This is a genomic window from Burkholderia sp. SRS-W-2-2016 (assembly GCF_001931485.1).
Lineage (GTDB): Bacteria > Pseudomonadota > Gammaproteobacteria > Burkholderiales > Burkholderiaceae > Paraburkholderia.
Genome location: NZ_MSDV01000079.1, coordinates 17,778 through 32,493 on the forward strand (window position 1 = coordinate 17,778; position 14,716 = coordinate 32,493).

Below are 14,716 nucleotides of genomic sequence, written 5' to 3' on the forward strand. Positions count from 1 at the left end.
CTGGTGGTTACCCGAAGTGGCCGCGATCTTATAACAATCGCCTCATTTCTTATATGCGCTCGTTGTGCCCGGACTCGATACTCGGAGCACGAACGGATACCGAACATGAGACGAATAGATCATTTACCCGCCGACGACCGGTCCTGTGGCTGGTTTCATCTGAGCTCGCCGCGACAGCCGAACGCACCACACATCGGAACGACGTCGGCGCGCTGGGTCGTGGTCGGTGCGGGACTCACCGGCCTCGCGGCGGCGCGACAGATTGCGCTGCACTATCCGGACGATCCGGTTGTCCTCGTGGACGCGCAGGAAGTCGGCTATGGCGCGTCCGGACGGAACTCCGGATTCGCGATCGACTTGCCGCACGATATCGGCGCGCCCGATTACATCGGCGACCCCGCGACCGCGAGGATGAACCTGAAGCTGAACCAGGCAGCGCAGCAGATCATCCGCAGACTCGTGAGCGAGCACCGCATCGACTGCGATCTGATGGCGGTCGGCAAGTACCAGGCTGCCGTCGAGCCGCGCGGAATCGCTGTGCTCGATGCGTACCGCCGCGGACTCGAGAATCTCGGCGAGGCTTGCGAAGTGATTGCCGAAGACGATCTGCCGGAGCGGATCGGCACGCGCTTCTACAAGAAGGGCTTATTCACACCGGGCACCATGCTCCTGCAACCGGCCGCGCTGGTGAAGGGACTCGCGCGAAGTCTGCCGGAGAACGTCACGCTGCATGAGTACACGCCGATCTCAAGCGTCGACTACGGCAGCAAAATTACGCTCGGGCATCAGCGCGGAAAGATCGTCGCCGACAAGCTGCTGCTGACCAACAATGCTTTCGCGTCGAGTTTCGGTTTCCTGACGGGACGGCTGCTGCCGGTCTTCACCTACGCGAGCATCACGCGGGCTCTGACCGGCGAAGAGCAGGCGCGACTCGGCGGCCTGCCGGTCTGGGGCATCATTCCGGCCGACCCGTTCGGCAGTACGTTGCGACGCACTCCGGACAATCGTCTGCTGGTGCGCAACAGCTTCAGCTTCAACGCGGACGGCCGCAGCCGGCAGCGCTGTCTGGAGCGGGCCGCGCAACGCCATCGCGCTTCGTTCGAACGGCGCTTCCCGATGTTGCCGAACGTCGGATTCGATTACACGTGGGGCGGCGCGATGTGCCTGTCGCGCAATCACATGGCGCACTTCGGTCAACTGGCGCCGAATGTCTATGGGGCACTGTGCTGCAATGGCCTGGGTATCACGCGCGGCACGATTACCGGCACGCTGCTCGCGGACTGGCTGGCCGGACAGCGCAATGAACTGATCGACTTCCTGCTGGCGTCGCCGGGACCGAACCGCAATCCACCCGACCCGTTTCTCTCCGCTGGCGTGAATCTGAACCTGATGGTCGGGCAGAGTCGCGCCGGTAAGGAAAGCTGAAACCTCGTTACGGAAAACTTCGCCATGATCAAGCTGGGAATTCTCGGTGTGGGAGATCTCACCGAAAAAATAGTGCGTGGCTTGCTGCGCGCAGCGCACGCGCCGGAAATATTGTTGTCGCCGCGCAGTCACGACAAGGCACAGGCGCTGGCGCGGAAGTGCTCGTGCCGCTTGATGCCGGATAACCAGACAGTCGTCGATCACGCGGATATCGTGCTGGTGGGCGTGCGTCCGGCCCAATTGGCCGAGCTCGCGCAAGAGCTCGTGCTCAAGCCGAAGCAGAAGCTGATATCCGTCGTCGGCGGGGTGTCGGTCGATGAATTGAAGCGTCTGTTCGGGACCACCGAATGTGTGCGCGCGATGCTCTCCTACGCGGCCGAAATCAACCGCTCGACCGTAGCGATCTATCCCGACGAAGCCGATGCGCGCGCGCTGCTCGGTCCGCTCGGCAATCTGATTGCGCTCGCCAGCGAAACCCAGTTCGAACTGGCTACCGTGGGCGCATGCATGAATGGCTGGTTCTACTTTCTACTGCACGACCTGCAGCACTGGCTGGTCGAAAAAGGCTTGCCAGCGGACAGCGCTAGAGCGCTCGTACTGAGCAGCGTAGAAGATTGTGCCGCCTATTCCAGACATCGCGGTGCGTCGTCGATGCAGGATCTCGGCCGCTCGATTGCGACGCAGGGCACCTTTACCGCACAGGGTCTCGAAATGCTGGGACTGCATCAGACCAATGCGGCATGGAACGCCGCGTGCGAGGTCGTTTTCGATGCATTGATTGCCGGCGTCGAGTAACACCTGAACGACCTGAACGGTCGTCGTCTACTTCCAGAAATAAACGCCGGGCAGGCAGGCTGACCGGCGTTCTCCATTTCCCCGCACTCGCGCACATTCCGTAAATACCCTGAGTTGCCGCAACGTCACAGCAATTGCCTCATCCGTTATATGCAGGCTCCCCGACGGGATTCGATACTCGCTACACCATGACGGTACTCGACTCTTTAACCGCGCGAATTACGGCTAAAGAGCAGGCGCTTATTGCTATGGACCCGCGCCAAGTAAAACAAAGTACCCGATTGCTTTCAAGACGTCGGATCCGTAAGTCAAATCAGGTTTGTATGAAAGGAGACATCATGTCCCAAGGCTACAAAATGTCGCTAGAGGATGCACCGCTAAATGGTTTCCATAAACGATTGACGCTGTATTCATCGGCGGCGCCGTTTCTGGATGGTTATGTGCTCAGCATTATCGGCGTCGTAATGCTGCAACTGACCGAGGCACTCAAACTGACCGCACTACAGCAAGGTCTGATTGCCGCTTCGCCGCTGATCGGTATGTTCCTCGGCGGATTCGTCGGCGGACTGTTCACCGACAAACTCGGACGGAAAGTGCTGTATCTGCTGGTGCTGGTTGCGCTCGGCCTGTTCTCGGCCACGCAGTTCTGGGTGAAGTCCGCGTGGGAGCTGGCTTTTCTGCGACTGCTGCTCGGCGTCGCGATCGGCGCCGATCATCCGTTGGCCACCTCGCTACTCGCGGAGTTTCTACCCAAACGCCAGCGCGGCTCGCTGCTGGCCAGTCTCGTGATGATGTGGTTCGTCGGCGCGGGCGCGGCGTATGTGATCGGCGAGATCGTGCTGCGGGTAGGCGGTGCGGATGCATGGCGCTGGGCGCTCGCGAGCGCTGTGGTGCCCGCGGTTCTGTTCCTCGTGATGCGCGCAGGCACGCCGGAGTCGCCGCGCTGGCTGCTCAGCAAGGGCAGAGCGGCCGAGGCCGATCACGTGATCAAGCGCGTGTACGGCGAACACTATTCGATTCAGAACCTGCCGGAAAAGCAGCCGGAAAAGACCGCGTCGGTGTGGTCGCTGTTTCACAGCGCATACGGCAAGCGCATCCTGTTCGTCAGCGTGTTCTGGACCTGCTCGATCGTGCCGCAATTCGCTGTCTATGCGTTCGCGCCGACCATTCTGCGAACCATGGGGTTGACCGGATCGTGGGCGTCGTACGGCGCAGTGGCGATCACGCTGATGTTCGTATTCGGCTGTCTGCTCGCGGTGAAACTCGTGAATTCGCTCGGTCGCCGCAAGCTGCTGATTCACAGCTTTCTATGGTCGGGTCTCGCATTGTTACTGCTCGGCGTGTTTCCAGAAGGGCCGGCCTTGCTGACTTTGCTGCTGTTCGGTGCGTATGCGCTTTTTATCGGCGGCGCGCAGGTTCTTCAGTACGTCTATCCGAACGAGTTGTTCCCGACCGAGATTCGCGGCTCGGCGGTCGGTCTCGTTACGTCGCTGTCGAGAATCGGCGCGGCGGTAGGCACCTACCTGGTGCCGATGTCGCTGACTTCGATCGGCATTGCGAATACGATGTACGTAGCGTTCGCGATTTCCGTGCTGGGTCTGTGGGTCACGCTGGCGATGGCGCCCGAGACGCGTTCGATGGATCTTCATCACGCCGGCTCGCTGAGTCATTGAGCGTAACCGTCCCGACCGCTCCATGCTGTTTTACGCAATTGCACGATATTCGAGGTGAAGAGATGGGATTCAAACGAACGATCCATGCTGTCGATACGCATGCCGGTACGCCGATGCGCGTGATTACCGGTGGCGTGCCGCACATCCCCGGCAACAGCGTGTACGAGAAGATGAAATGGCTGGAGGAGAACGACGATCAGTTGCGCAAGCTGATGCTGCGCGAGCCGCGCGGCTATCCGGCGCACTGCTGCAACATCATCGTGCCGCCGACGCATCCGGAGGCGCACGCCGGCTACATCATCATGGAGCAGATCGAATACCCGGTGATGTCGGGCGGCAACACGATTTCCGTCGTTACGGTGCTGCTCGAAATGGGCATGCTGCCGATGCACGAACCGGTCACCGAACTCGTTCTCGAAGCGCCCGCCGGTTTGATCCGTGTTAAAGCCGAATGCAAGGACGGCAAGGTCAAGAGCGTGACGTTCCGCAATGTCCCCGCGTTCGCCGCGCATCTCGATGCGGTCATCGACGTCCCGCATCTGGGCAAGGTGACGGTCGACGTGGGCTGGGGCGGGATGTTCTACGTGATTGCCGACGTTCGGCAGTTCAAGGGTCTGCAACTGATTCCGCAGCACGGCGCGGAGATCGCGCGCGTTTCCGCGATGATCCGGCAGGCCGCGATCGAACAGCTGCCGGTCGCGCATCCCGACTACCCGGGCGTCGGCATTACGATTACGCAGCTGTCCGGTCCGACCGACGACCCGAACGCGGATTGGCGCAACGTGGTGACGATGGCCTCGGGCGAATTCTCCTGGGACGATCCGACCACGTGGACCGGTGCGCTCGACCGCTGCCCGTGCGGGACCGGTACCTGCGCGAAGATGGCCGTGTTGCATGCGAAGGGCGAATTGCCGCTGAACCGGGATTTTCGTCACCAGGGAATCGTCGGCAACGTGTACACCGGCCGGCTCGTCGAAGAGACCACGATCGGCGAGAAGCGCGCGGTGGTGCCGACCGTGTCGGGAACCAGCTGGATTTATGGCCTGAATACCTACGTTCTCGACCACGACGACCCGTTCACCGAAGGCTTTACGGTCGGCGATATCTGGGCTTGATGGCGGCCAGGCATCGATCAATCCAGTTCTACGCGAGACCGGCGCTCACCATTTAACCGGTCTCGAATCCCGATTACCCATTACATGGCGCTGCCGACTTTTGGTCCAGCGCCTTTCCTTGTGAGGTTCATCTCTTGACTCAAGTCCTTACCGTTATCCGCGCGGCCGAACGCGCGGTCGTGGATACGCTGCAACCCGCCAAATTGCCGATGGGCGAACCGGTCGCGAAACAGGGCACCGCGCAGCATCAGGAAGCCGCCGATATCGGCGCGAGCGTCGGTGTGTGGGAGAGCTCACCCGGTCGATTCCGCCGCCATCTGAAGAACCGCGAATTCAGTCACATCGTCAGCGGTAGGTGCGTTTTTACGCCGGACGGCGGCGAGCCGGTCGAACTGCGTGCGGGCGATGCGGTGCTGTTTCCCGCTAACTGTGAAGGCGTTTGGGATATTCGTGAGACGCTGCGCAAGACCTACGTGCTGTTCTGATTCGCGCGTCCCGACGCGTGGCCCCGAGAAGGGATGGGCCCACGCGTCAGGTCGCCACCAACAGCCGCTCCACCTCGTGCCGGCGCTTGCGATAAACCGACGGCGTTTCTCCGTACTGCTTGCGAAACCACAGAATGAAGTGCGATGCGTCCGAGAAGCCCGCTTCCAATGCAATGGTCGTCACGTTGCGGCTGGTGTCCGCCAGTTGTTTGCGCGCGTATTCGAGGCGCAGTTTGCGCCAGTAGTTCGCGGGTGCGTCGTTGGTATTGCTCAGGAACGCGCGATGCAACTGCCGCGGGCTGGTGCCCGCATGCTCGGCGACCTCCGACAGCGTCGCGGCCGAGCCGAGATTCGCGCGCATGAACGCAATCGCTTTACGCACGATCTCGTCGTGATACACGTGCGGCTCATGATCGGCGTCGCGTTCGGCCGATTTGTCGAGCGTCGCATCGGCGAGCAGGTATTTGAGGCCCTTTTGCGCGCGGACTTCGCCGCAGTGGCGCCGGATCATGCCGGCGGCCAGATCGATCGCGGTGCCGCCCGGGCAGGTAATGATCCCTTCGTCGTCCACGAAGCTCCTGTCGATCAAGGCGGTGGCCTTCGGAAACCGCTGGGTGAACTCGTCGCGAATCGTGAAGTGGACCGCGCAGCGCCGGCCGTCGAGCAAGCCTGCTTTACCCAGCACGAAAGAGCCGGAGCACAGCGCAATGATCGGGATACCGGCCGCGTGGACCTTGCGCAACGCGTCGAGCAGCCACGCCGGTGGGTCGCGCGTTTCGCCGAGCAGGCCGCCGGCGATCACGATGTAATCGTAGAGTTCGAGTTGCGCGAGCGGTTTGGTGGGCAGGATCGGCATCCCGCAACTCGCGGTGATCGGCTGATCGTTGCAGGTCATCCAGTCCCACTGACAGTAGATTTGCCGGCTCCGGAACGACTTGTCCGCGGCAAACCTCAGCGAATCGACCAGGCCGGCGACAGGCACCAGCGTGAACTGATTCATCAGGATGAAGCCGACTCGAAGATCGGGCCGCGCGGGCGGCGTTTCTTCGGAATCGTCGGTCGTGTCTCCAGCGTATTCGTCTTGTGTATTCATCGCTCATCCTTGGAAAGATGAGAAACCGGCATGCCGTATTGACCCAGTATAGGAGTTCGCCGCTGTCTTGTATGTTGCAAAAAGACCGGAAAATATAACATCCGTGCCACGCGTGTCGACGCTGCCGATTCACCTCCAACGCTCAGGGAAAGCCCTGGTGCGTCGCTGACGGCGCATCCTGGGAATTGTCCGCGTCGTCATAGCGAGCTTTGGACGGCAACCGGAAAATCGGCCCCTATGTTGGATATTTAATGGGGCAAAACGACATGTATAGAGGTTTCTGGTACGCACAGGCGCTCGATCTCGACTGTGCGCTGGCACCGCCCCTCGAAGAGACGACGCAGGCCGACGTCTGCATCATCGGCGGCGGTTTCCTGGGGCTGTGGTCCGCGATCCGGATGAAGAAAGCCAATCCGCGTCTGGATGTGGTGATCATCGAAAAGGATCGCTGCGGCTCGGGAGCCAGTGGGCGCAACGGTGGGCTCGCCAATAACTGGTGGGCAAAATATCTGTCGCTGATGAGTATCTGCGGCGAAGCCGAAGCGCGGCGCATTTGCGAGGCGGCGCAATCCGCGATCGACGAAATCGGCAACTTCTGCCGTGAACACGGGATCGACGCGCAGTACCGCAAAGACGGCTGGCTGTGGACCGCCAGCAATCGGCGCCAACACAATTCGTGGCGGGTGCTGACCGAGAGTCTGGAGAAGTACAACGCGAACCCGTTCCGCGAGCTGTCCGCCGACGACGCGCGCCAGAAGTCCGGCTCACCGCGCACGCTATCTGGCATCTTCGATCCGAATGCGGCGACCGTGCAGCCCGCGATGCTCTCGCGCGGACTGCGCCGGGTCGCGCTCGAATTGGGCGTGCGGATCTATGAAAAGACCCCGCTCACGCGACTCGAGCGCAGCAAGCCGCCGATCGTGCACACGCCGCGCGGGCAGATCCGCGCGAAAAAAGTCGTGATTGCGATGAACGCTTGGGGCGCGCAGTTCCCCGAACTGAAGCGAATGATCGTCGTGATGTCGAGCGACATGATTGCCACCGCGCCGGTCAAGGCGCGTCTGGACGCGGCCGGCCTGAAGGACGGCGTGTGCGTGACCGATTCGCGCACCGTGCTCAACTACTGGCGCAATACGCCGGACGGCCGCATCGTGTTCGGCAAGCCGCTCGGTCAGTTCGCGTTCGCGTCGAAGATCGGCACGCTATACGACCGGCCGTGTCCGGCCGCGGACGGTATCACCAGGGAACTGCGTTCGTTCTACCCGCAACTGGCGGACGTGCCGGTCGTCAGCAGTTGGACCGGGCCACTCGACCGCGCGATGAAAGGACTACCGAACTTCGGTTATCTCGGCGGCCATCGCGACATCGTGTTCGGCATCGGCTTTTCCGGCAATGGCGTCGCCACCACCGTGTTCGCGAGCCGGATCATCAAGTCGCTGGTGCTGGAGGCCAACGACGAATGGTCGAACTGCGGGCTCGTCGAACAGAAGATGAAGCTGTTGCCGCCGGAGCCGTTCCGCTTCGTCGGCGCGCGCATGGTGCGCAATGCGCTGGTGAAAAAAGAGTCGCTGGAAGACCTCGACCGCGATGCGAATGCGCTGACCAACTTCCTCACGTCGCTCGCGCCGGCCGGTTATGTACCGAAGAAAGTCGTCAAGGGATGATCATGCCGCATCACGTTGTTTTTCTCGACAATGAGGGCATCGCGCCTTCGGTGAAAGTACCGCAACTACCGTTCGACCACACGTGGGCAAGCCACCGCTATACGACGCCGCAAGACGTCGTGGCGCGGCTGCGCGATGCGACCGTCGCGCTAACCTGTAGCGTGCCGTTGCGCGCCGCGGACTTGTGCCAGTTGCCGAAGCTGCGAATGATCTCGCTGGCGCTGACCGGCACCGACATCGTCGATCTCGATTACTGCCGCGAGCACGATATCGTCGTGACCAATGTCCCCGGCTATGCGGCGAACACCGTTGCCGAACATACGATTGCGATGATGTTCGAATTGCTGCGCAAGCCGTCCAGCTACCATCGGCTGCTGCAGAAAATCCATCGGCGCGAACAGCCGCCGCGCAACATCTATTTCGATTTCCGCATCCGCGATGTCGGCGGCAAGTCGCTCGGGATCATCGGCAACGGCGTGATCGCGCGGCGTCTCGCCGAACTGGCACGCGGTCTCGGCATGAAGGTCTGGTTCTCCGACAAGGGCGGCGAGTTCAGCGGCCCCGAGTTCTTGCCGCTGCCGCAACTGCTGGCTCGCAGCGACGTGCTGTCGCTGAACGTGCCGCTCACCGACGAAACCCGCGACATGCTAGGCGCGAAAGAACTCGGCCAGATGAAACGCGACGCGATTCTGATCAACACCGCGCGAGGCGGTGTCGTGAACGAAGCGGCGCTGATCGATGCGGTGCTGAACGGCACGATCGGCGGCGCGGCGCTCGATGTTCTCGTCAACGAACCGGTGGACCCCGACGACCCGATCTTCCGGCTCATCGATCACGACAACTTCATTCTCAATCCGCACGTTGCGTGGAGCAGTGAAGACGCGATGCAAGGTCTGATCGACAAGGCACTCGACAATATCGTCCAGTTCGCGAACGGTAAGACTCCTGAGTATTCTGTCCAGAAGGTATCCGCATGAATTCACCGATCAAGACCAGCTTTGTAGCCGGCGCGTTTGTCGACCCGGAAACCCACGCCGATCTGCTGGAAAATCGCAACCCGTCGCGCCCGTCGGAAATCGTCGACCGTTTTGCTCGCGCCGATGCTGCGCTGACCGGGCAGGCAATCGATGCGGCAAAGGCCGCGAGCCGCGAGTGGCGCAAAAGCAATCCGCAACTTCGTGCGGATATCCTCGACAGGATCGGCAGTGAAATTCTCGCGCGCCGCGAGGAGTTGGCCGGATTGCTGTCGCGCGAGGAAGGCAAAATCGTGCGCGAGGCGCTCGGCGAAGTGGATCGGGCCGGCCATTCGTTCAAGTTCTATGCGCAGGAGGCGCTGCGCGCGAATGGCGAGAAATACGATTCGGTGCGCGAAGGGGTGGGCATCGACGTCTTCACGCAGCCGGTGGGGGTGATCGGGATCATCAGTCCGTGGAACTTCCCGCTTGCGATCCCGGCGTGGAAGATCGCCCCGGCACTGGCTTACGGCAATTGCGTGGTGTTCAAGCCCGCGGAGCTGGTGCCGTCTTCCGCCTGGGCACTCGCGGAAATCATTTCCCGCTCTGGCTTGCCCTCGGGCGTGTTCAACATGCTGATCGGTCCGGGCCGGGTGGTCGGCGATGCGATTTTGCGTTCGCCGCAAGTCGATGCGATCACGTTCACCGGCTCCGAGTCCACCGGTCGCCGGGTCGCACAGATCGCGGCCGAGCGTCTGATTCGCGTGCAACTGGAAATGGGCGGCAAGAATCCGCTTGTGGTGCTGGACGACGCCGATCTGGAGGTGGCCGTCGAGGCCGCGCTGAACGGCTCGTTCTATTCGACCGGACAGCGCTGCACGGCCAGTTCCCGGCTGATCGTGACGGCGGGGATTCACGATGCGTTCGTCGCTCGGCTCGCCGAACGCACGCGGCGGCTTCGCGTCGGCGATGCGCTGAGTCCGGACACCCAGATTGGACCGGTCGTCGATTCGAGCCAGCTGGAGCAGAACCTTTCCTATGTCGAAGCCGGTGTAAAAGAAGGGGCGACGCTCGTTTGCGGCGGAGAACATTTGAATAACGATCAACGCGCGTTCCATTTTTCGCCCGCATTGTTCACGGATGTGCGGTCGCATATGCGCATCTACCGTGAGGAAATCTTCGGGCCGGTGCTGGCGGTGCTCAAGGTGGCGGACTACGAAGCGGCGCTCGCCGCGGCGGAGGACACGCCGTTCGGGCTGTCCGCCGGCATCGTCACGACGTCGTTGAAGCACGCGGAGGACTTCAAGCGCCGCTCGTCCGCCGGCATGGTGATGGTGAATTTGCCGACTGCCGGCGTGGACTATCACGTGCCGTTCGGCGGCAACCGCGGCTCGAGCCTGGGGCCGCGCGAGCAGGGGACTTACGCGCGGCAGTTCTTCACGCGGGTCAAAACCACTTACCAGCTGTCCTGACTTGCCCGGCGGCGCGCGGCCGCCGGCAAGACTCAAAGCCCCAGTTTCTTCAGCAAACGATCCGCGATCATCAGATCAAAGTGCGCGCCGCCGCCATTCTTGAATGCGGTGATCGTCTCGGGCGTGCGCGAGAGCGGCACTTGCCCGCCCACGAGGTCATACAGATCGCCGATCACGTGGTCGGACGGTATCGCGCCGGAAGCAATCGGCGCCGCGATCTCGCCGATATGGCGAGTGGTCTCGTGGCTGTCCACGTAAAGCTGCGCGGACGCGATCAACGCGTCGTCCGCCTCGCGCATCTGCGCGGTGAACGCGCCGATCAGATCGACGTGCGTACCGGGACGGATCCAGCCGCCGCGCAGCACCGGCTGTTGCGCGGGCGTCGCGCTCGACACGATATCCGCGCTCGCGAGTGCCGCCGGCAGGTCGGTCACCGGGCGGACCGCGACCGGCAGCGTGGCCAGCTTCGCGCAGAGCGCCTGTGCCTGGTCGGGCCGGCGCGCCCAGATCGAGATTCTTTCCAGCGCCGGAAAGAGTGCGCTATAGGCGTGGGCGAGGTTGGCCGCGACCGCCCCGGCGCCGACGATCACCAGTTCGCGACTGTCCGGCCGCGCCAGTAATGTCGCGCCCAGCACGGAATCGGCGGCGGTTTTGAGGTCGGTGATACAGCGGGCTTCGATGACCGCGCGCAGCACGCCCGTGTCGGCGGCGTACAGCAGCACCGCGCCATGCGTGTTCGGCAAGCCGATCGCCGCATTCGACTCGAACACAGACTCCGCCTTGACGCCGTAGCCGATCCCCTCGATCCGCGCGGCCCGCGACAGCATCACCGCGCCGGGCGGCCCGAACAGCAGATCGCGCATCTCCGCTTTCGGCAGCCGATGGCCGTCGCGCAGCGCATCCACCGCCTCGGGCCAACTTAGAACCTCGTGGGCGTCATCGTGACTGATCAGGCTGGGGCGCATCGCAAGCACTTCCTCGTTCGGTTCGGCAACGGTTTCGAAGCGGACAGTATCGAGGCGAGGCGGGCGGTTTGATAGAAGGGAAACGTCAATGATTGGGACGTGCCGGCCAGGCGGTTCGCCGGGCAAGTGGCTGGTCCGGGAAACAGGCCACGCTGATTGCGCCCCAATGTATGTAAACCGGTCCGTAAGTTAAGTCATAATATGGCATTCCACGCCCGCGCCCCGCGCACGGGCCTTCGTCCCTCTCCGAACCGCCGCTTATGCAAGACCTCAAAATCGACCGCAACGTCAAAACGCTGCGTGAGCTCACGCTCGACAAACTGCGCGCCGCGATAGTCCAGGGGTATTTCCGGCCGGGCACCCGGCTGGTCGAACGCACGTTGTGCGACGAGTTGGGCGTGAGCCGCACCGTCGTGCGCGAGGTGCTGCGGCATCTGGAAACCGAAGGGCTGGTCGAGATCGTCGCGCGGCAGGGGCCGATCGTCGCGCGTCTCGATCCGGCGCAGGTCAGCGAGATTTACGAGCTGCGCGGACTGCTCGAAGCGAACGCCGCGCGCGCGTGCGCGGAAGGCGCGACGCCCGAAGTCGTGCAGAAGCTGCGCGAGATTCGCAAGAGCATCGAAGACGCGTTCGAGAAAAACGAACTGACGCGCGTGCTCGAGCAAACCGAGCGCTTCTATGAAACGCTGTTCGAGGCCGCGAACAAGCAGGTGTCGCTGTCGGTCGTGACGACGCTCAACGCGCGCATCAACCGCTTGCGGGCGATGACCATCGGCATGCCGGGACGCGGCGGCGACTCGAACCGCGAAATGAATCTGCTGCTCGATGCGATCGAGCGACGCGACGGCGAAGCGGCGTCCAATGCGTCGTTTGCTCATATCAAACGGGTCTCCGAACTGGCGCTCGCGGTACTCGCCGAGCAGAACGAGGCAGTCGGCGACGCCTGAGCGAACGCCGACACCCCCACGCCATCAAGGCCGCCGGCACTCGCCGGCGGCCTTTTTTATCGTCTGAGCAAAGCGAACAAGGGGCGCGCTTAGCCCATAACGTGCCAGCGAAGCGCCCGCCGGCATCATGGTATTCCATAATACGAAGTGCATTGTTGCGGGCCATAAGATGGCATACCATAATCTCACCGAATGCGATCCGCGGTTTTTCTGCCGGTCCGCATCGTTTTATGGAGCCTGAAGCCGATGAAGCCCGATTTGCCGCCCGAGTCCGCCGTCCCGCACGGTCAGCGTGCCCGCACCGCGGGCACCTGCTACACGGTGTACGCGCCGCAATCGACCCGCGCGGCGAGAGGGCGCGACACAGTCGTGCTGATCCACGGCGTCGGCATGAACCAGAGCGTGTGGGCGCCGCAGATCGCTGCGCTCACCGCGTCGTTCCGGGTAGTCGTCTACGACATGCTGGGTCACGGCGACAGCGCGCTGCCGAGCGCCGAGCCCACGCTCGACGAATACGCGGCGCAGCTCGCGGCACTGCTCGACACGCTGCAGATCGAACATGCGCACGTAGTAGGGCATTCGATGGGCGCGCTGGTCGCGCTCGAATTCGCACTCGCTTACCCGCAACGCACACTGAGCGTCGTCGCGATGAACGCGGTCTACGACCGCACGCCGGCGCAGCGCGAAGCGGTGATGACGCGCGCCAACACGCTCGGCGACGTGCGCGCCGACGCCGGCGTCGACCTCACGCTGTCGCGCTGGTTCGGCGATCCGGTGCCGGCGCACCTGAGCGAAGCCGCGCGGGCCGTGCGCGCGCTGCTGCTGGCAGTCGATCCGGTCGGCTACGCACGCACCTATCGTCTTTTCGCCAGCTCCGACGACGCGCACGTGGGCCGCCTCGCGAGCCTCACGGTGCCCGCGCTGTTTCTCACCGGCGCGGGCGATCCGAATTCGAGCGCGCGGATGTCGGAGGCGATGGCGGCGGCCACGCCACGCGGCCGCGCCGAAATCCTGCCCGACGCGCGCCACATGATGAACGTCACCGACCCGCAGCGCGTCAACGCGAGCCTGCTCGCGTTCCTCGCCGAAGCATCGGCCGGCGCGACGGCAACCCACGCAGCACCCACCACCGGAGAACGTCATGGCTGAGTCGATCACCGCGCCGAGCGCCGCAAGCGCGTTCGATGCCGCCGAATTTCGTCGCGCGCTCGGCGCGTTCGTCACGGGTGTGACCGTCGTCACGACGATCCAGCCGGACGGCACGCCGCGCGGCTTCACCGCGAATTCGTTCACGTCGGTGTCGCTCGATCCGCCGCTGATTCTGGTGTGCATCGCGAAGACCGCGTCGAGCTACGCGGTGTTCTCCGACACCCAGCGCTTCGCGGTCAGCGTGCTCGCCGAAGACCAGAAGCAGGTGTCGGGTGTGTTCGCGTCGAAGGCCGCCGACAAGTTCGCGCAAGTGCCGTGGAGCGTCCGCAAAACCGGCGCGCCGGTAATGGACGGCGCGGCCGCGAGCTTCGACTGCACGACGCACGAAGTGGTGGACGCGGGCGATCACATCATCCTGATCGGCCGGGTGGTCGACTTCGTGCAGACCAGTTCGTCGCCGCTCGGCTACTGCCGCGGCGCGTACGTGAACTTCAGCCTGTCGCAGAACGCACTGGCCGCGGCCGGCGCGCGCGCGAAAGTCGGCGCGATCCTCGAACATCGCGACGGCCTCGTGCTGGTCGACACCGGCAAAGGCGTCGGCCTGCCGACCGGCATCAAGCTCGATCCGGCCAGCGACCCCGCGAGCCTGCACGGCGTGCTCAACAAACTCGGCCTGCGCGTGCATCTCGACTTCCTGTTCGCGGTGTTCGAGGACGGCAGCGACAACGAGCCCGGCGTGCATATCTACTATCGCGGCCGCGTGATTCCGAACGCGTCGCCGTGGCTCGACAGCAGCGTGCGGATCGTGCCGCTGTCGCGCATTCCGTGGGACGAAATCAGCGACCCCGCGGTGCGCTCGATGCTCGAACGCTACGAGCGCGAACGCCGCCAGGACGCATTCGGCATTTATGTCGGCGACAGCGCGGCCGGCACCGTGCAGCCGCTCGCGCTCGCGCATTGAACCCGGCGCATTGAACCCG

Annotated in this window: 13 protein-coding genes; 11 read left to right on the forward strand and 2 right to left on the reverse strand. The window is 63.3% G+C overall.

Going from position 1 to position 14,716, the window contains the following annotated elements; all coding sequences use genetic code 11:
- Window positions 1-105: 105 nt before the first annotated feature.
- The 5 genes from BTH42_RS32865 (at window position 106) to BTH42_RS32885 (ending at window position 5,493) form a co-directional block, all read left to right on the forward strand.
- On the forward strand, window positions 106-1,425 hold the full coding sequence (locus tag BTH42_RS32865; protein ID WP_075305349.1) for an FAD-binding oxidoreductase: 1,320 nt from the start codon (window positions 106-108) through the stop codon (window positions 1,423-1,425).
- Between the two features lie 24 nt (window positions 1,426-1,449).
- The gene (locus tag BTH42_RS32870) at window positions 1,450-2,220 is read left to right on the forward strand and encodes an NAD(P)-binding domain-containing protein (protein WP_075305350.1); all 771 of its coding nucleotides are present in this window, start codon (window positions 1,450-1,452) and stop codon (window positions 2,218-2,220) included.
- A gap of 338 nt (window positions 2,221-2,558) precedes the next feature.
- Window positions 2,559-3,893, forward strand: a complete 1,335-nt coding sequence (locus tag BTH42_RS32875; protein WP_075305351.1) for an MFS transporter — start codon at window positions 2,559-2,561, stop codon at window positions 3,891-3,893.
- 62 nt (window positions 3,894-3,955) lie between these two features.
- On the forward strand, window positions 3,956-5,008 hold the full coding sequence (locus BTH42_RS32880; RefSeq protein WP_075305352.1) for a proline racemase family protein: 1,053 nt from the start codon (window positions 3,956-3,958) through the stop codon (window positions 5,006-5,008).
- Window positions 5,009-5,142: 134 nt separating this feature from the next.
- Window positions 5,143-5,493 (forward strand): cupin domain-containing protein, encoded by a 351-nt coding sequence (locus BTH42_RS32885; RefSeq protein WP_075305353.1) that lies wholly within the window; start codon window positions 5,143-5,145, stop codon window positions 5,491-5,493.
- Between the two features lie 46 nt (window positions 5,494-5,539).
- Here BTH42_RS32885 and BTH42_RS32890 read toward each other — a convergent pair whose 3' ends face one another.
- The gene (locus BTH42_RS32890) at window positions 5,540-6,586 is read right to left on the reverse strand and encodes a GlxA family transcriptional regulator (protein WP_075305354.1); all 1,047 of its coding nucleotides are present in this window, start codon (window positions 6,584-6,586) and stop codon (window positions 5,540-5,542) included.
- A gap of 266 nt (window positions 6,587-6,852) precedes the next feature.
- Here BTH42_RS32890 and BTH42_RS32895 point away from each other — a divergent pair, with 266 nt between their 5' ends.
- The 3 genes from BTH42_RS32895 to BTH42_RS32905 are packed head-to-tail and all read left to right on the forward strand — an operon-like array spanning window position 6,853 to window position 10,675.
- Window positions 6,853-8,250, forward strand: a complete 1,398-nt coding sequence (locus tag BTH42_RS32895; protein WP_075305390.1) for an FAD-binding oxidoreductase — start codon at window positions 6,853-6,855, stop codon at window positions 8,248-8,250.
- A 2-nt stretch (window positions 8,251-8,252) separates the two neighbouring features.
- Entirely contained in the window at window positions 8,253-9,227 is a 975-nt protein-coding gene (locus BTH42_RS32900) for an NAD(P)-dependent oxidoreductase (RefSeq protein WP_075305391.1), read from the forward strand.
- 8 nt (window positions 9,228-9,235) lie between these two features.
- Window positions 9,236-10,675, forward strand: coding sequence for an aldehyde dehydrogenase family protein (locus BTH42_RS32905; protein ID WP_218642034.1), 1,440 nt, complete (start codon window positions 9,236-9,238; stop codon window positions 10,673-10,675).
- 32 nt (window positions 10,676-10,707) lie between these two features.
- Here BTH42_RS32905 and BTH42_RS32910 read toward each other — a convergent pair whose 3' ends face one another.
- On the reverse strand, window positions 10,708-11,640 hold the full coding sequence (locus BTH42_RS32910; protein WP_075305356.1) for an ornithine cyclodeaminase family protein: 933 nt from the start codon (window positions 11,638-11,640) through the stop codon (window positions 10,708-10,710).
- 260 nt (window positions 11,641-11,900) lie between these two features.
- On the opposite strand from BTH42_RS32910, the gene BTH42_RS32915 reads away from it, so the two are divergent.
- The 3 genes from BTH42_RS32915 (at window position 11,901) to BTH42_RS32925 (ending at window position 14,697) form a co-directional block, all read left to right on the forward strand.
- On the forward strand, window positions 11,901-12,587 hold the full coding sequence (locus BTH42_RS32915; protein ID WP_075305357.1) for a GntR family transcriptional regulator: 687 nt from the start codon (window positions 11,901-11,903) through the stop codon (window positions 12,585-12,587).
- A gap of 258 nt (window positions 12,588-12,845) precedes the next feature.
- Window positions 12,846-13,736 carry an alpha/beta fold hydrolase gene (locus BTH42_RS32920; RefSeq protein ID WP_372237304.1) on the forward strand — a complete coding sequence of 297 codons (891 nt, stop codon included), beginning with the start codon at window positions 12,846-12,848 and terminating at the stop codon, window positions 13,734-13,736.
- Window positions 13,729-14,697, forward strand: a complete 969-nt coding sequence (locus tag BTH42_RS32925) for a flavin reductase (RefSeq protein WP_075305359.1) — start codon at window positions 13,729-13,731, stop codon at window positions 14,695-14,697. Before BTH42_RS32920 ends, BTH42_RS32925 begins: the two co-directional genes overlap by 8 nt.
- Window positions 14,698-14,716 lie beyond the last annotated feature (19 nt).